Here is a 17288-nt window from a genome sequence, read left to right on the forward strand (position 1 = left end):
AATATCCCCACAACCACCGAAGTTCTGATCAAAAACGACGTGGCCGGTCACGGTGACCCGTGTCGATCTAACCCTGGGCATCAACCTTATCCTCTCTGGTTCGAGTGCCGAAGCAGCGAGTATTCAGGGTCACTCAAGGAGAAAAACGAGGAAGAATCCGGCGTATTTGTAGGAATTTTCCCAAGCGACACGTCAAGCCGCTCTCGACGCTATTTGGCCCGTTCACCATGCAGTCCGAACAAACCCGAACGACTTTTTTCACCTCTCCTTGCGAACCGACCGCCCACTTTGTTATCTGTTAGGGGTTGGTTGTGTTTGGCCGAGGGCATGTCCAGACCTTTATCTCGATCCAGCCAGGCTGCCAGGAGGTGGCCCGGATTCTTTGCAGACAGGGTTACTTATGCACCGCAGGCACCTTCTCAAGGCCTCCATGGCGCTCGCCGCCTATACCGGCCTTTCCGGCACCGGGCTGCTGGCCGCTCAGGCGATGGCAGCCACCGCCGACGGCGATGCCGAGCCATTCAGTTTCGATTTGCTGCAAGCCCAGGCGCGGCAGTTGGCCACCCAGGGTTATACCGACCGCAAGCAGGTGTTGCCGCCTACCCTGGCGAACATGACGCCACAGCAGTTCAACGCCATCCAGTACGACCCGAAGCACTCGCTCTGGTACGACAACAAGGGCCAGCTGGACGTGCAGTTCTTCCACGTGGGCATGGGCTTCAAGCTGCCCGTGCGCATGTACAGTGTCGATGCGGGCAAGCAGCAGGCGCGCGAGGTGCACTTCCACCCGCCGCTGTTCCGCTATGACAACACCGGGGTGGACACCAAGCAGCTCAAGGGCGACCTGGGCTTCGCCGGTTTCCGCATGTTCAAGGCACCGGAACTGGACAAGCACGACATCCTGTCTTTCCTGGGCGCCAGTTATTTCCGCGCGGTGGACTCCACCGGCCAATACGGTCTGTCGGCCCGCGGCCTGGCCATCGATACCTATGCCAGGAAGCGCGAGGAATTTCCCGACTTCACCAAGTTCTGGTTCGAAACCCCGGACAAGGAAAGTACTCGCTTCACCGTCTATGCCTTGCTGGAGTCACCCAGCGCGACGGGCGCCTACAAGTTCGACATCGACTGCCAGGCACAACAGGTAGTGATGGCCATCGACGCCCATGTGTTCGCCCGTACCGATATCGAGCAACTGGGTATTTCGGCGATGACCAGCATGTTCAGTTGCGGCACTCACGAGCGACGCATGTGCGACACCATCCACCCGCAAATCCACGACTCCGACCGCCTGGCCATGTGGCGCGGCAATGGCGAGTGGATCTGCCGCCCGCTGAACAACCCGGCCACGCTGCAGTTCAACGCCTTCGCCGACAACAACCCCAAGGGCTTCGGCCTGGTGCAGACCGACCACGAGTTTTCCAGCTACGAAGACACCGTGGACGGCTACGACAAGCGCCCCAGCCTGTGGGTCGAGCCCACCACCAACTGGGGTGAAGGTGCGGTCAGCCTGATGGAGATCCCTACCACGGGCGAGACCCTGGACAATATCGTGGCCTTTTGGACGCCCAAGCAACCGGTCAAGGCTGGCGACGCCCTGAACTTCGGCTACAAGCTGTACTGGAGCGCCCTGCCACCGGTGGGTACGCCGCTGGCGCGGGTGCACGCGACCCGTTCAGGCATGGGTGGGTTTACTGAAGGCTGGGCACCGGGCGAGCACTACCCGGAAGTCTGGGCACGACGCTTTGCCGTGGACTTCAAGGGCGGTGGCCTGGAGCGGTTGCCGGAAGGTACCGGCATCGAGCCGGTGGTGACCGTGTCCAGCGGCAAGGTGCAGGACTTCAACATTCTGGCACTGCCGGACAAGGGCTACCGCGTGACGTTCGACTGGTACCCCACCAGTGACAGCGTCGAGCCGGTGGAAATGCGCCTGTTCATCCGCACCCAGGACCGCACGCTGAGCGAGACCTGGTTGTACCAGTACTTCCCGCCCGCGCCGGAAAAACGCAAGTACACCTGACGGTAGCCCTCTGCGGGACCGAGCTTCGCCCGGTCCCGCAACGGTGCTGTCAATCGCGCAGGTCTGACTCGTGGATCGGCTGGTCGCGGTGGGTGGCGCGCTGGTATTGGGCGGGCCAGGTAGCCTGGCGGCCATTGAGGTCGTCGTCGGCGTGCAGCGGCCAGTAGGGGTCGCGCAGCAGTTCGCGGGCCAGCAGGATGATGTCGGCCTGGCAGGTGCGCAATATGTGCTCGGCCTGGGCAGGTTCCGTGATCATGCCGACGGTGCCCGTGGCAATGCCCGCCTCCTTGCGCACACGCTCGGCGAAGCGGGTCTGGTAACCCGGCCCAGTCGGGATCTCGGCATTGGCCGCAGTACCGCCCGACGACACATCCACCAGGTCCGCCCCCAGGGCCTTCAGGCGCTTCGCCAGTTCAACGGTCTCATCCGGGTTCCAGCCGTCCTCGACCCAGTCGGTAGCCGACACGCGCACGAACACCGGCAATTCCTCGGGCCAGACGGTGCGAATCGCCTCGGTGACCTGCAGCGTCAGGCGAATGCGGTTTTCAAACGACCCACCATAGCTGTCCTGACGCTGGTTGCTGATCGGCGACAGGAACTGATGCAACAGGTAGCCATGGGCTGCATGCACTTCCACCACCTTGAAGTTGGCCTCCAGTGCCCTTCTTGCCGCCTCGACGAACGCCAGGATGATTTCCTGGATCTGCCCTTCATCCAGCGCGGTGGGCGCGGTGTGACGAGGGTCGAACGCGATCTTCGACGGCCCCACCGGCACCCAGCCACCTTCATTCACTGGAATACTGCCGGACTTGCCGAGCCAGGGGCGGTAGGTGCTCGCCTTGCGCCCCGCATGGGCCAATTGAATCGCCGGCACGGCGCCCTGGGAGGTGATGAAGCGAGTAATGCGTTGCAGTGGCTCGATCTGCTCATCGTTCCACAGACCCAGGTCTTCAGGGGTGATACGGCCGTCAGCGGTCACGGCGGTGGCTTCGGTGAACACCAGGCCAGCACCGCCCACGGCGCGGCTGCCCAGGTGCACCAGGTGCCAGTCGTTGGCCAGGCCATCGACACTGGAGTACTGGCACATGGGGGAGACAGCGATACGGTTGGGCAGTGTCAGTTGACGCAGGGTATAGGGTTCAAGCAGCACGCTCATGGGGCACCTCTCAAGGCTTGGGGTCGGGCGCAGACAATGTCTAGAGCCTAGTCGACAACCTCACCTTGGGCAGGGTTCAGCGTGATTTCAACGCGGCTCCATGTGGGCGATCAGCAACTGCACCGTTTCCTGGCCACGGAACTCGTTGACGTCCAGCTTGTAGGCCAGTTCCACCCAGCGCACGGTAGGGTTGGGCCAGACCTCGCGGTCGACGCCAAAGGCAATGCCGTCCAGCTTCACCGAACCGCACTCGCTCTTGAGTACCACCTTCAGGTGCCGCTCGCCCACCACCCGCTGCTCGGCCAATTGGAACACGCCGTGAAACAGCGGCTCGGGGAAGTGCTGGCCCCAGGGCCCGGCGTGACGCAGGGCGCGGGCCAGTTCCAGGTGAAACTCTTCCACGGCCAGGCTGCCGTCGGTCAGCAGGCGGCCGGTGAGGTCGTCCTCCTGCAACTGGCGGCGTACTTCTTCGTCGAAGGCCTGGGCAAACGCCGGGAAGTTGGCTTCGGGCAGGGACAGGCCTGCGGCCATGGCATGGCCACCGAACTTGCTGATCAGTTGCGGCTGGCGCGCCGCCACGGCGTCCAGCGCATCGCGGATATGAAAACCGGGTACCGAGCGCGCCGAGCCCTTGAGCATGCCTTCACCCGCATCGGCAAAGGCAATGGTGGGCCGGTGGTAGCGCTCCTTGAGCCGCGAGGCCAGGATACCAATCACACCCTGGTGCCAGTCGGCGTCGAACAGGCACAGGCCGAACGGCATGTCCTCCAGGGGCAAGTCCTTGAGCTGGGCCAGGGCCTCGCGCTGCATGCCTTGCTCGATGGACTTGCGGTCCTGGTTCAGCTCATCCAGTTGCGCGGCCATGGCCTGGGCCAGGCCCATGTCGTCACTGAGCAGGCATTCGATGCCCAGCCTCATGTCATCCAGGCGGCCGGCAGCATTCAGGCGCGGGCCGAGGATGAACCCCAGGTCAGTGGAGGTGATGCGCCGGTGGTCGCGCTTGGCCACCTCCAGAATCGCCTTGAGGCCCGGACGGGCGCGGCCAGCACGGATGCGCTCCAGGCCCTGGTACACCAGAATGCGGTTGTTGGCGTCCAGGGGTACCACGTCGGCGACGCTGCCCAGAGCCACCAGGTCGAGCAGCTCGCCGATGTTGGGCTGCGGCTTGCTGTCGTAATGGCCCAGGCTGCGCAGGCGTGCGCGCAGGGCCATCAGCACATAGAAAATCACCCCGACACCGGCCAGGGACTTGCTGGGAAACTCGCAGCCGGGCTGGTTGGGGTTGACGATGGCATCGGCGGCCGGCAATTCGGGGCCTGGCAAGTGGTGGTCGGTGACCAGTACCTTGAGGCCCGCGGCCTTGGCAGCGGCCACGCCGTCGACACTGGAAATACCGTTGTCCACGGTCACCAGCAGGTCGGGCTGGCGCTGCAGGGCCACGGCGACGATTTCCGGCGTCAGGCCATAGCCGTATTCGAACCGGTTGGGCACCAGGTAGTCGACATGGGCCGCGCCCAGCAGGCGCAGGCCCAGCACGCCAACACTGCTGGCGGTGGCGCCATCGGCATCGAAGTCGCCAACGATGAGGATCCGCTGGCGCTGGGCCAGGGCGTGCACCAGCAGGTCCACGGCCGCGTCGATGCCTTTGAGCTGCTGATACGGGATCAGCCGCGCCAGGCTCTTGTCCAGCTCGGCCTCCGACTGCACCCCGCGCGCCGCGTACAAGCGGGTGAGCAAGGGCGGAAGGTCACCGAGAAACGGCAGGATGGCAGGCAGTTGACGCGGTTCGATACGCATGGGGCTTCTTATTCAGGGGCAAAAATCGGAACGGGCGGTACGGCTCAGCCGCGCTCGCCCATCAGCCATTCCAGTTGCACTTCGTGCTGGCCGCGGTCGTCGGTGACGAAAACGGTGCCTTCGCTGATCATCACGTCCCACTTGATGGCGCGCGGCATGTCCTTGGCCAGTGTTTCCAGGACTTCCTGGGGCACGGCGGCGATGTTGACGTTCTTCAGGTTCTTCACCGCGTCCACCACCTTGGTCTGCCACACGCGCAGGCTGCCGTAAGCCAGCAGGCTGGTGCGCTCGGTACGGCGCGAGCACCAGGTCAGGCGGTCGGCGTCAGGCTGGCCCACTTCGATCCAGTGCACCACACGGTCATCCAGGCTTTTTTCCCACAGCGCCGCTTCGTCTACATCGGACAGGCCGCGGCCAAACGACAACTGCTCGTTGTACCAGAAGGCATACGCCAGCAGGCGCACGGCCATGCGTTCTTCGGTCTCGGACGGGTGACGGGCAATGGTCTGCTTGACGCTTTCGTAGACCCCTCGGTCGAGATCGGTCAGGTTGAGTTCGAATTTGTAGGTCGTGGAGGGCTGGGCCATGAGGGGCTTCTTGCTACGAGGAAAAGTCGCACAGTCTAACCGATCGTGGCCTAATCAACTAAGGCCGATAGCCGACAACATTACCGAACAGGCGCAGACCTGTGCTAAACACTGCATTCAGTTGTTCCGGAGCCCGCATCATGGAAGGTCGCCGCCGAGTGTTGACGCTGTTGCTGTGCCTGGCCTTGCCGCTGGTCGCCCGGGCGGGGGAACCGTTGACCTGGCTGGTGCGCGACCTGCCACCGCTGACCATCGAAACCGGACCACGCGCCGGCGAAGGCGCGGTGGACCGAGTGCTGCCATTGCTGATGCAGGCCTTGCCGGACCATGACCACAGCGTGGTCCGGGTCAACCGGGCACGGGCCCTGCAGATGCTGCAGGAGCCAGCGCTCAGTTGCGACCCTGAACTGCTGTGGACAGCCGACCGCAGCCAGACGGCGGTGTACTCCATCCCCATGTTCGCCACCCTGACCAATGGCCTGATCATCCGTCATCAGGACCGCCATGGTTTCAACGGTTTCATGCACCACGGCGCCCTTGACCTGCCAGCGTTGCTGGCCAGCCCGAACATCAAAGTCGGCCGGGTGGCGGAGCGCAGCTATGGCGGCGCCATTGACCGGGTATTGGCTGACGCCCCGCCCGCAGCGATCAATGCCCACCACGGCAACGACGCCGTGGCCAGCCTGCTGCAGATGCAGCAACGGGGCAGGCTGGACGGCGTATTGGGCTACTGGCCGGAAGTGTTGTACCTGGCGCCTCAGGAACAGATCGCCGGGGAAGACCTCGAATTCCTGCCGATACTGGGTGTGCCGCGCTACCAGAACGTCTACGTGGCCTGCACCAACACCGTCCAGGGCCGAGCGGTGATCCAGCGCCTGAATCAATTGCTGGCCAGGCTGCGTACCACCACCCTGCCGGGCTATTACGCCGAGTGGCTGGACCCGGCCAGCCGGGCGGACTACCTGCGTGACGCCCAGCGTTTCTTTACCGAGGCTGTCGTGCGTTAGGTTTGTGTTAAAAGTCCTGCAACGGTGAATTGATAGCTGCGAATCACGCTATGCGTGAAAACTATGTTTCAGGCCGCCACCTTTTTGTCGGGGCCGGCTTGCCAGCGAGCTTAAAAGCTCACTGGCAAGCCAGTTCCTGCAGGGGTTCGTTCGCCTGAAATATTGTTTTCATACAGATCTTAGGTCAACTATGGGTACTGTCGAGAAACTCAACCCTAAGAACACTTGAGACTTACGCAGAAAGCTGAGCTCCCTAATGAACCCTATCACTTACGAAAAAATACGTGTACACCCCTACATATACTGCACAAACATTTTCCTTGCAAACCTCCAAACAAGGAAGTAAATAACAATAGAAAGCAATCAAAACATCGGAGATAAAAAAATGCTCAATTATGACTATCTTGTATTTTCGTTTTTTTGGTACCAAGAAGAAAAAGAATTAGGAAATTACTTAGGTTACCCCGTTGCAGATAAACAAATCGATTTCAAGACCATTGCCAAGACATATGATTTAGAAATCGAAAAACTTAACACATCTGGCACTAATATCGAATTATGCGTGGACACTCTCTTTGATCTTCCTTTTCAGGATACTGGCCCTGATTGCAGCCGAGACAAATGGCGAGAATATTTCGAACCGGCGTTCTGGGAGGGGAATTTTACGCTTGCAATCTTCCCTTTAAATACTGAAAATAAAGTTAATGCCGCCCTAAAACAATATTTATCTTTAGAAAGTGGAAAAGTGCAACCAAACATCGAAGAAACAGAAGAATTTCTTAGAAACTTCAACTACGATTTACTCGCCCCGCCAGAAGATTAATTAAAAACCATTGGAGAATGAGCATTCAAAATAGGATAGCGGGTGCTGTCGTTACCGCCTCATCCCAAACATTCAAGGTTCAAAATATAAAGCACGCTGATCGCAGGCAAAAAAAGAAACCCCGGGCAGTGGGGAGGCTACCCGGGGTCAAACATGGCCCAACTGCTGGGCCAGTACGACAGGTGGCAGGCACCGGAGCACAATGCCAGCCCCCCTGCCCTTACCAGATGTGAACGTGGTGCAGGCTGAAGGTTCCCCTAATTCATCACCGCGCCAGCGACAGGCGCTTGCGCGCTGGCCGCCATGGCCGCCAACATGCACGGTTGCAGGCGCCCCTCGGCGACCATCAGGTCGCGGTGCAGGCCGTCGACCACGTCGATCAAGGCACGCGTATCGGCGAACTGGCGGCGGCTGAAGTGCCGATCCAGTACCAGAGCGCCGGTCGAATCGCGCAATATCACCCGGCATTCAAGCGGGCCGCCCACATCGACCACGTCCACGTGGTAGGGCGTCAGTGCTTCAGTCAGCAACTCGTTGATATTTTCCATTCGATCACCACTCAGTTGTTCGAAATCAAGGTGTCTATCAATGACCCGCCGTAAGGGCAAAAAGTTCTAAACGTGCCCGACGGGGAGTGAAGGTGCGTTTTCAGCTTGCCCGTGGAATATGACAGTTGAAATACCTAAAAAGCCAGCCCCCCGGGCGCATGGGGGGCAAGTAATTGCCTCGGGATGTGCCAGACTGACACCCTCGACACGGAGCTCTATCGTGAATACCCCCCCGCCCTTGCGCATTCTGATCGCCGACGACCACCCTATCTTTCGGATCGGGCTACGCGCCGTGCTGCAGCAGGACCCTGACCTGGTGGTGGTGGGTGAAGCCAGCACGCCGTCGCAACTGACCCAATGGCTGGAGGAAGGCGAGTGCGATCTGTTGATCACCGATTTCATGATGCCCGCCGAGCACCAGAACGACGGCCTGCGGCTGTTGGAGACGGTTCACCGGCGCTGGCCGACGCTGCCGATCCTGGTAGTGACCATGCTCACCAACGGTGGCCTGTTCCGCTCGATGCTCGAAGCCGGCGTACGCGGGGTGCTGGGCAAGGCCAGCCTGGTGAGCGAGCTGCCCCAGGCGATCGCGCAACTGCGCCGCAACAAGGTGTTCATCGCCGAGTCGGTGAGCCAGGTACTGCTGCAGGAGGGCGAAACGCGGCCCGACCGCCTGTTCGAACGTGAAGCCCTGTCACCCAGGGAGCTGGAGGTGACCCGGCTGCTGGCCGGGGGCCTGTCGGTAGGCGAAATAGCCCAGCAGCTCAACCGCAGCAAGCAGACGGTGAGCGCCCAGAAGGTCAGTGCCATGCGCAAGCTGGGGGTGGCCAATGATGCGGCGCTGTTCATCTACCTTCAGGAACATGGCCTGGCCTGACTTCACGGAAGCCAACCATCCGGAGGCCGATCGGGAGCTCATTCATTCCCCTGTGGGACCGGGCGAAACTCGGGAAGCAGCCGCCGCGGTTCAGCAGCTACACTGTGGTGTTCTGTTTCCGAACTTCCCCCGGTCTCACCGGGGCGGGGCCATTGGCTGGCCTCGTGGGTGCCCATCCAGGTGCGCAATGCCGGGCCGGCCATGGGCCTGGCCACGTAATGGCCTTGCAGTGCAGGCTGGCCCAGGGTTTCCAGCGCCAGGAAGTCACTGGCGGTTTCCACGCCTTCCACCACCACAGCCAGGCCCATGCGCCGAGCCATGATCAGTGCACCGGCCACCACTGCCGCCTTGCGGCCGTCCTCGGCCACGCCACGCACGAACTGGCTGGGTATCTTCACCTCGGAAAACGGCAGGGCCAGCAGCCGTTGCAGGTTGAAATCCCCCATGCCGAAATCATCGATGGCCAGCCCGCAGCCCAGCAAACGCAGGCGCAGCAAAGCCTCCAGCGCCACGCTGCTGGTGCAGGCCTGCTGGCTTTCGACGATCTCCAGGGTCAATACCGACGCCGGCAGGCCCAGGGGCTGAAGCAAGCCCCTGAGCCGCTCCACGAACCCTTCGCTTTCGATCAGCGAGGTGGGCACGTTGACGGCTACCGGCAAGGCCTCGCCCTGTTCGTCGCGCACTGACGCGCTCAAGGCCAGCGCGCAGTCGAGCATGTGCCAGCTGAGGTGCGGCAGCAAACCGGCGTAGCTCACCAACGGCAGAAAGCTGGCCGGCGACAACAGCCCCAGAGCCGGATGCTCCCAGCGCACCAACGCCTCGACGCCCAGTAACCGGCCGTCCAGGGCCACCTTGGGCTGAAAGTACGGCTGCCACTGTTCAAGCAACTGCGGCAGGCGGTCCACCGTGAGTTCGTCCAGCGCCACCAGTTCGTCGACCTCAACCAGCGGCATGGCCCGCTGCTCGGCGTTTCGGTCATAGCCTTGCAGCAGTTCATGCAGCACCGCCGGGCTGGCGGGTTTCTCCAGCACGCCGAGCACCTGCAGCCCCAGGTGCCGAGCCAGTTGCCCGACGCCGTCGAGCAGGTCGCGCCCCAGGCTGGAAAGAATGATCAGCGCACGCGCTTGCCGGTACCGCGCCAGGTGGCGGATCACCTGCAACCCGTCACCTTCCTCCAGTTGCAGGTCGCAGATGGCCACGTCCACCGGCCCGCGCCGCTCAAGCGAGCCCAGCGCACCCTCGACGGTGTCGGCGGTCAAGACGTCGAACACCCCGCTGGCATTGAGCATCTGGTGCAGTGCCATCAGCTGGAACGGGCTGTCTTCAAGAATCAGGACTTTCAGTGCGTGCATGTGCCTATCTCTCAATCACGCCACTGGGGTGGCGACGCTTGCGGCACACTCTAGGCCTTGTAACAGGCGAGACACATAGGACAAGTCCTATTCTGAGTAGGACATTTCCCAAAGTTGATGCGCAATATCCTGGGCTAACGCGTCCAGGCGCGCTTTCAGGGCAAGCCATTGCTCACCCAGTGGCGCCGGGGCTTGCGCCCGGGCAGTGGCGTCCAGGGCCGCACAAGCCTTGGCCATGGGCCCGGCGTCGATCAGGCAGGCCACGCCTTTGAGCCGGTGCAGCGACGCCCGCAATGCCGACCAGTCGGCGTTGGACACGGCGGTGGCGAGCCCTTCCTGCTCCTGGGCGATGTTGCGCAGCAGTTCTTCGAGCATACGGCGCATTACCTGCCCATCGGCCTGGGTCATGCGCCGCAAGGTGTCCATGTCGAAGGCTGGCGGCACACCCAGGCTAGCCAGCAGCCGGCCCAGCGCTTGCAGCTCCAGGGGTTTGACCAGCAACTGGTTCATGCCCGCCTCACGGCAGCGCTCGGCCTCCTGTGCCTGGCCATTGGCGCTGCAGCCGAAGATCGGCACCGGCAACCGCCCCGCTTCGGCTTCTGCCCGGCGAATGGCCTGCGCCAGGGCATAGCCGCTCATGCCCGGCATGCGGCAGTCGGTGATGACCACGTCCACGGGGTGGTCGCGCCACCAGGCCAACGCCTCTTCGCCGCTGCTGGCCGTGTGCACGGCGTGGCCGAAAAAGGCGACTTGCTGGCCCACCACCAGGCGGTTGGCCGACAGGTCGTCCACCACCAGTACCCGCAACGCCCGCGTCGGTGTTTCGGCCGGCGTGTGGGCTATCGCGGTTTCAGGCAAGGCGGCCATGCGTGGCAAGGGCAATAGCAACACCACCTGGGTGCCCTCGCCAACCACGCTGCTCAACTCGATCTGCCCGCCCATGAGGCCGACCAGTTGCTTGCAGATGCTCAGGCCCAACCCCGTGCCCTGCCCGTCCGGTTGGCCACCTACCTGCACGAATGGCTTGAAGAGCCGGCGCTGCTGCTCGTTGTCGATACCCACGCCAGTGTCGCGCACTGTCACCTGCAACTGGCCATCGGCCAGGGCCTGTACATCAATGCCGACCCCGCCCTGCTGGGTGAACTTCAACGCATTGCTGAGCAGGTTGTGCATCACCTGGCGCAAGCGCAGTGGGTCGAAGCGATAGGTACCTTCGGCGTCGGCGGCGAGGCTGAGCTCCAGGGCAAGCCCGCGTTGGCCTGCCTGGGCAGCGAACAACTGGATGAGCGCTTCGAAGAACGGCCTCAGCTCGACGGCTTCCGGCAGCAGTTGCACGCTGCCGGACTCGATCTTGGCCAGGTCCAGGCTGTCGCCGATCAGCGCGATCAGGTCACGGGCCGACTGGTAGGCGACGTCCACGGCGCGCGACGGCTCCCCCCCACGCAGGCGCGTGGTCTCGCGCTCCAGTTCCAGCAGGCCGATGATAGCCGCCATGGGGGTACGGATTTCATGGCTCATGGTTGCCAGAAAACCGCTCTTGGCCTGGCTGGCCTGCTCGGCTACCTCACGGGCCTTCACCAGTTCGGCTTCCAGCCGTTCACGCTGCAGGATCTGCGCTTTCAGGCGGCTGCTCCACATCAGCGACACCAGGCCGAACAACAGGGCAGCGGCGAGCGCCCACCACACCCAGGGCGCGATGCGCTGCCACACCGGCGCCGGACCATCCACCGCACCCAGCCATTTGATTCTCACGGCACGCAACTCGGCCACCGGGTAGGCTTCCAGGGACTTGTTGAGGATGCTGAGCAATTGCGGTTCCGCCAGGCGTACCGCAAAACGGTCCGCCGCCCAGCCGCCCTCGATGCTGCGCCCCACCTTGAGTTCACCCTGGGGGTAGCGGGCCACCGAACGCCAGGCACTGACTTCGCTGTCCAGCGTGGCGTCGGCCTCGCCCTTGCGCACCAGGTCCCGGGCCTGGTCATAGGTGTCCACCAGGCGCAGCCGGATGCGCGGGTATTGCTGGCGCAGTTCGCTCTCAAGCGCATGCTCGCGAGGCAATGCCAGCACCCGCCCGGCCAGATCGTCCAGCGAAGCGACAGCAGCGCCCTTGCCGCGCACCACGAGCACCCAGCCCTGCCCCCCGAAGGAATGGCTGAAGCCCAGGAAAGCCTTGCGCTCAGGGCTTTCCGAGAGCGTGGTGCTCATGTCGGCGGTGCCGTTGCGCAGGGCCTGGAGGTTCTGGGCGATGGAGCCCGAGGGGACGAACTCGAACTGCAGGCCGGTCATGGACGACACGGTGGCCAGCACGTCGCGGTTGAGGCCCACCCAGTTGCCTTGGCGGTCACGGTACAGATACGGCGGGTATTCACTGGCAATCACCCGCACCTTGGGGTGTTCTCGTCGCCATTGCGCTTCATCGGTGCTCAATTGCACCCGCGGCTGGGCAATGTCGGACCCAAGCCCCGCGGTCCAGCGCCCGAGAATCTCCCGGCGCAAGGGTTCATCGATACTGGCCAGCGCCCGGTCGAGCATCGACTGCAAGGGGCTGTCGCCACGGCGCACGGCAAAGGCGAAGCCGGCCGCGGGCAAGCGGGCGCTGTCGGCGATGCGCAGGCCCATGAATGGTCGCAGGGCACTGTAGGCGCGCACCACCACTTCATTGCCGATGAAACCCTGCACATCCCCCTGCGCCACCGCCTCCAGCCCGCTGGCCAGGCTCGGCGCAACCACGATCTGGTTGCCAGGGTACGTGTCGTGCAGCACCCCCAGGTCTGTGTAACCATCGAGTACCGCGACCTTGCCACCGTCGGGCAGCGTAGCCGCGGCTCCGGTGTCGCGCACCACCAGCACCGCATCGTCGGGCATGTAGGCGCGGGTGAAGGCAAGCCCGGGGACCTGCCGCTCGAAACCATTGGCACTGGTGAGTATGTCTATTTCGCGGTTCTGCAAGGCGTCCACGGCTTCCTCGCGACGGGCAAAGCCATGAATCTGCAAGGGAACGCCAAGCCTGCTGGCGATCAGGTTGAGGTAGTCGGCACTGATGCCACGGTAACGGTTGCGGTCGACCGTGATGTCCACCGGCTCGTGGTCGGTGATCGATACACCGACCCTGAGCACCCCGTGGCGCTGCAACCACTGCTGGTCGCTGGGCGCCAGTACCAGGGGGCTCAATTGCGTGAAGGCCGGCATCAGCGTGAAGGGCAAGCTCTGGGCGGCCTGCGCCAGCCCACAGGACGCCAGGCACAGCAACGCCAGCCAGGCGGCCAGCCAGCGTTTCGATGCGTGGTGTGCGTGCTTCATGCGCGTGCCCTTGATACCCTGTTTCCCAGGGTCAAGTTTGACACGTAGAAAAGATAAAGCCCGTCGCAGACGGGCTTTAAGTGTTGCAGGACTAGTCCGTCACAGCGGCTTGCCGCGGTTGCCATGCTGGCTGACGAACGCTTGCACGGCCTTCAGGTCGTTGGGCAGCACGGTGCACTTTTCTTCACGGCTGAGCAGGTCGGTCAGGTGCGCGGGCAGCTCCAGCGCCTTGCCCACGCCGGCCTTGACCACCGCGTCAGGGAACTTGACCGGGTGCGCGGTGCCCAGCACCACCATGGGAATGTCCAGGCTGCGGCGGCATTCGCGCGCGGCCTTGACGCCGATGGCGGTGTGCGGGTCCAGCACTTCGCCGGTCTGGGCGAAGACTTCAGCGATGGTCTCGCAGGTGGCTTCGTCGCTGACCGCCAGGGAGTCGAACAGCTTGCGCGCTTCGGTCCAGCGCTCTTGCTCGACGCTGAAACCGCCACCTTGCTTGAAGGTGTCCATCAGTTCGGCGACGGCGGCGCCATTGCGGCCGTGCAGGTCGAACAGCAGGCGTTCGAAGTTCGACGACACCATGATGTCCATGGACGGCGACAGAGTGGCGTGCAGGGTTTCCTTGGCATACTGGTTGCCGCTCATGAAGCGGTGCAGGATGTCATTGCGGTTGGTGGCCACGATCAGCTGGTTGATCGGCAGGCCCATGTTGCGTGCCAGGTAGCCGGCGAAGATGTCGCCGAAGTTGCCGGTAGGCACCGAGAACGATACCGAACGCGCCGGGCCGCCCAGTTGCAGGGCCGCGTGGAAGTAGTAGACGATCTGGGCCATGATCCGCGCCCAGTTGATCGAGTTCACGGCGACCAGGCGGGTGCCCTTCAGGAAGCTCTGGTCAGCGAAGCTGTTCTTGACCATTTCCTGGCAGTCGTCGAAGTTGCCTTCGATAGCGATGTTGTGGATGTTGTCGCCGAACAGCGTGGTCATCTGCCGACGCTGCACTTCCGATACGCGCTGGTGCGGGTGCAGGATGAAGATGTCGACGTTTTCGCAGTGCTTGCAGCCTTCGATGGCGGCTGAGCCTGTGTCACCACTGGTGGCGCCGATGATCACCACGCGCTCGCCGCGCTTGGCCAGTACGTAGTCCAGCAGGCGGCCGAGCAGTTGCAGGGCGAAGTCCTTGAACGCCAGGGTCGGGCCGTGGAACAGCTCCATCACCCACTCGTTGCCGTTGAGCTGGCGCAGCGGCGCCACGGCGTTGTGGGCGAACACACCGTAGGTTTCCTCGAGGATCTTCTTGAAGTCGGCGTCCGGAATGCTGCCCGTGACGAACGGGCGCATGATGCGGAACGCCAGCTCGTGGTACGGCAGGCCGGCCCACGAAGCGATTTCTTCCACGGTGAAACGTGGCAGGTTTTCCGGCACGTACAGGCCGCCGTCACTGGCCAGGCCAGCCAGCAGCACGTCTTCGAAATTCAGGGCCGGGGCTTTGCCGCGGGTGCTGATATAGCGCATGTTTTTCAAACCTTTGGTTTGAACGTCAAGCTTCAGGCTGCCAGCTGCAAGTGGGTACGCGCACATTCATGAACGTGCGGTGCCTCGCTTGCCGCTTGCAGTTTACAGCTTGCCGCTCCCAGTTAATTGAGGTGTTCGACGCGGATGCGGACCACTTGGCCGACCACGCCTTCCAGCGCTTCAAGCGCCGTGATGGCGTCGTTCATGCGCTGTTCCTGCACCCGGTGGGTCAGCAGGATCATGGGCACCAGGCCGTCCTGTTCCTCGACTTCCTTCTGCAGGGCCGACTCGATGTTGATACCGCGCTCGGACAGGATGCTGGCGACCTGGGCGAGCACGCCCGGGTGGTCCTTGGCCTGGATGCGCAGGTAGTAGGCGGTTTCGCATTGGTCGATCGGCAGAATCGGGTGCGCCGACAGCGAATCGGGCTGGAAGGCCAGGTGCGGCACGCGGTTCTCCGGGTCGCTGGTCATGGCGCGAACCACGTCCACCAGGTCGGCGATGACCGAGGAAGCGGTAGGCTCCATGCCGGCACCGGCGCCGTAGAACAGGGTTGAACCAGCGGCGTCGCCGTTGACCATCACCGCGTTCATCACGCCATTCACGTTGGCGATCAGGCGGTCGGCCGGGATCAGCGTCGGGTGCACGCGCAGTTCGATGCCGGCGGCGGTGCTGCGGGCCACGCCCAGGTGCTTGATGCGGTAACCCAGGGCCTCGGCGTAGTTCACGTCAGCGGTGGTCAGCTGGGTGATGCCTTCGGTGTAGGCCTTGTCGAACTGCAGCGGAATACCGAAGGCGATGGACGCCAGGATGGTCAGCTTGTGCGCCGCGTCGATGCCTTCCACGTCGAAGGTCGGGTCGGCTTCGGCGTAACCCAGGGCTTGTGCCTCGGCGAGCACGTCTTCGAAGGTGCGGCCCTTCTCGCGCATTTCAGTGAGGATGAAATTGCCGGTGCCGTTGATGATGCCGGCCACCCAGTTGATGCGGTTGGCCGACAGGCCTTCACGAATGGCCTTGATCACCGGAATGCCACCGGCCACGGCGGCTTCGAACGCCACGATCACGCCCTTCTCCCGGGCCTTGGCGAAGATTTCGTTGCCGTGCACGGCGATCAGCGCCTTGTTGGCGGTGACCACGTGCTTGCCGTTCTCGATGGCCTTGAGCACCAGTTCGCGGGCCACGGTGTAGCCGCCGATCAATTCGATGACGATGTCGATCTCAGGGTTGGTGGCCACTGCGAAGACATCGTTGGTAATGGGGGTACCGGTAATCTGGCAATTCGGGTTCTGCGAACGCATGGCAATCTGGGCCACCTGGATACCACGCCCGGCACGGCGGGCAATTTCCTCGGCGTTGCGCTGAAGTACGTTGAAGGTGCCGCCACCGACGGTACCTAACCCACAGATGCCTACTTTGACCGGTTTCACTCTGAACTCCCCATAAAACGGCCGACGCAGGGTCGGCCGTGACAAACCGCCGCACACCCGTGCGGCCTGGTATTTACGGCCTGGCGGGCATTCCCGTCAGGCCTTGATCTTGGATGACACGGAGGCGGCCATCAGCCTTTGGCACCCAGGGCCAGCTTGGCCACTTGGGGGGCCGGCTGGTAGCCAGGAATCATCTGGCCGTCTTCCAGGATGATGGCCGGCGTGCCGTTCACACCAATGGACTGGCCCATGGCGAACTGCTTGCTCACCGGGTTGGCGCACTTGGGTGCGTCGACGCTCTTGCCGTTGATCAGCTTGGTCAGCGAGTCCTGGCGGTCCTTGGAGCACCACACGGCCTGCAGTTGCTGGTCACCTGGGGAACCCAGGCCCTGGCGCGGGAAGGCCAGGTAACGGACTTCGATGCCCATCTTGTTCAAGGCCGGCACTTCTTCGTGCAGCTTGTGGCAGTAAGGGCAGGTGGTGTCGGTGAACACGGTGATATGCGACTTGGTCTCGCCGACGGCCGGGAACACCACCATTTCATTGGCTGGAATGGCGTTGATGGTCTTCGCAACGCCCTGGCGTTCGGTGGCTTCGGTGAGGTTCACCGGCTTGCCGTCCTGCACCTGGAACAGGTAGCCCTGCATCACGAATTTGCCGTCTGCGCTGGCGTAGAGCACGCGGCTGCCCTGCAACTTCACTTCGTACAGGCCGCTGAGCGGGCTGGCGGAGATGCTTTCCACCGGGGTGTCCAGGTGCAGCGTGTCGAGGGTCTTGCGGATGGCCTGCTCGGCCTTGTCGTCGGCCAGGGCGACGGTGCTGAGCAGCGCGAGGGCGGCAGCAGCGAAAATTCGGGTCACGCGCATGGGAACTCCTGAGGCAGCGGAC

General features: G+C 63.1%; 13 protein-coding genes. 4 read left to right on the forward strand and 9 right to left on the reverse strand.

Annotated features, from left to right (window positions below):
- Positions 1-400 precede the first annotated feature (400 nt).
- A complete protein-coding gene (locus QBK88_RS16230) occupies positions 401-2017 on the forward strand; it encodes a glucan biosynthesis protein D (protein WP_277962833.1) in 1617 nt (538 codons plus the stop codon).
- Positions 2018-2066: 49 nt separating this feature from the next.
- Here the strand turns inward: QBK88_RS16230 and QBK88_RS16235 are convergent, their stop codons facing one another.
- The 3 genes from QBK88_RS16235 to QBK88_RS16245 form a co-directional block, all read right to left on the reverse strand.
- Positions 2067-3173 carry an NADH:flavin oxidoreductase/NADH oxidase gene (locus QBK88_RS16235; RefSeq protein WP_277962834.1) on the reverse strand — a complete coding sequence of 369 codons (1107 nt, stop codon included), beginning with the start codon at positions 3171-3173 and terminating at the stop codon, positions 2067-2069.
- A gap of 87 nt (positions 3174-3260) precedes the next feature.
- A complete protein-coding gene (gene recJ, locus QBK88_RS16240) occupies positions 3261-4970 on the reverse strand; it encodes a single-stranded-DNA-specific exonuclease RecJ (RefSeq protein ID WP_277962835.1) in 1710 nt (569 codons plus the stop codon).
- A 44-nt stretch (positions 4971-5014) separates the two neighbouring features.
- Complete coding sequence (locus QBK88_RS16245; protein ID WP_277962836.1) at positions 5015-5557, reverse strand: YaeQ family protein; 543 nt, start codon at positions 5555-5557, stop codon at positions 5015-5017.
- A 140-nt stretch (positions 5558-5697) separates the two neighbouring features.
- On the opposite strand from QBK88_RS16245, the gene QBK88_RS16250 reads away from it, so the two are divergent.
- On the forward strand, positions 5698-6564 hold the full coding sequence (locus tag QBK88_RS16250) for a TIGR02285 family protein (protein WP_277962837.1): 867 nt from the start codon (positions 5698-5700) through the stop codon (positions 6562-6564).
- 385 nt (positions 6565-6949) lie between these two features.
- Complete coding sequence (locus QBK88_RS16255; protein ID WP_277962838.1) at positions 6950-7387, forward strand: hypothetical protein; 438 nt, start codon at positions 6950-6952, stop codon at positions 7385-7387.
- 257 nt (positions 7388-7644) lie between these two features.
- Here the strand turns inward: QBK88_RS16255 and QBK88_RS16260 are convergent, their stop codons facing one another.
- Entirely contained in the window at positions 7645-7935 is a 291-nt protein-coding gene (locus QBK88_RS16260; RefSeq protein ID WP_268145055.1) for a DUF3509 domain-containing protein, read from the reverse strand.
- Positions 7936-8155: 220 nt separating this feature from the next.
- Between QBK88_RS16260 and QBK88_RS16265 the strand changes: the two genes are divergently transcribed.
- Positions 8156-8812: a response regulator transcription factor gene (locus tag QBK88_RS16265; RefSeq protein WP_277962839.1), complete on the forward strand. Its 657-nt coding sequence runs from the start codon at positions 8156-8158 to the stop codon at positions 8810-8812.
- Positions 8813-8850: 38 nt separating this feature from the next.
- Here QBK88_RS16265 and QBK88_RS16270 read toward each other — a convergent pair whose 3' ends face one another.
- The 5 genes from QBK88_RS16270 to dsbC form a co-directional block, all read right to left on the reverse strand.
- Complete coding sequence (locus QBK88_RS16270; protein WP_277962840.1) at positions 8851-10164, reverse strand: EAL domain-containing response regulator; 1314 nt, start codon at positions 10162-10164, stop codon at positions 8851-8853.
- Positions 10165-10251: 87 nt separating this feature from the next.
- Positions 10252-13464 carry an ATP-binding protein gene (locus QBK88_RS16275; RefSeq protein ID WP_277962841.1) on the reverse strand — a complete coding sequence of 1071 codons (3213 nt, stop codon included), beginning with the start codon at positions 13462-13464 and terminating at the stop codon, positions 10252-10254.
- 99 nt (positions 13465-13563) lie between these two features.
- The gene (gene thrC, locus QBK88_RS16280; protein WP_277962842.1) at positions 13564-14973 is read right to left on the reverse strand and encodes a threonine synthase; all 1410 of its coding nucleotides are present in this window, start codon (positions 14971-14973) and stop codon (positions 13564-13566) included.
- Between the two features lie 122 nt (positions 14974-15095).
- Entirely contained in the window at positions 15096-16400 is a 1305-nt protein-coding gene (locus QBK88_RS16285; protein ID WP_277962843.1) for a homoserine dehydrogenase, read from the reverse strand.
- A gap of 131 nt (positions 16401-16531) precedes the next feature.
- Positions 16532-17266, reverse strand: a complete 735-nt coding sequence (gene dsbC, locus QBK88_RS16290) for a bifunctional protein-disulfide isomerase/oxidoreductase DsbC (protein ID WP_277962844.1) — start codon at positions 17264-17266, stop codon at positions 16532-16534.
- Positions 17267-17288: the final 22 nt, after the last annotated feature.

The organism is Pseudomonas sp. RIT-To-2 (assembly GCF_029623465.1).
Lineage (GTDB): Bacteria > Pseudomonadota > Gammaproteobacteria > Pseudomonadales > Pseudomonadaceae > Aquipseudomonas > Aquipseudomonas silvicola.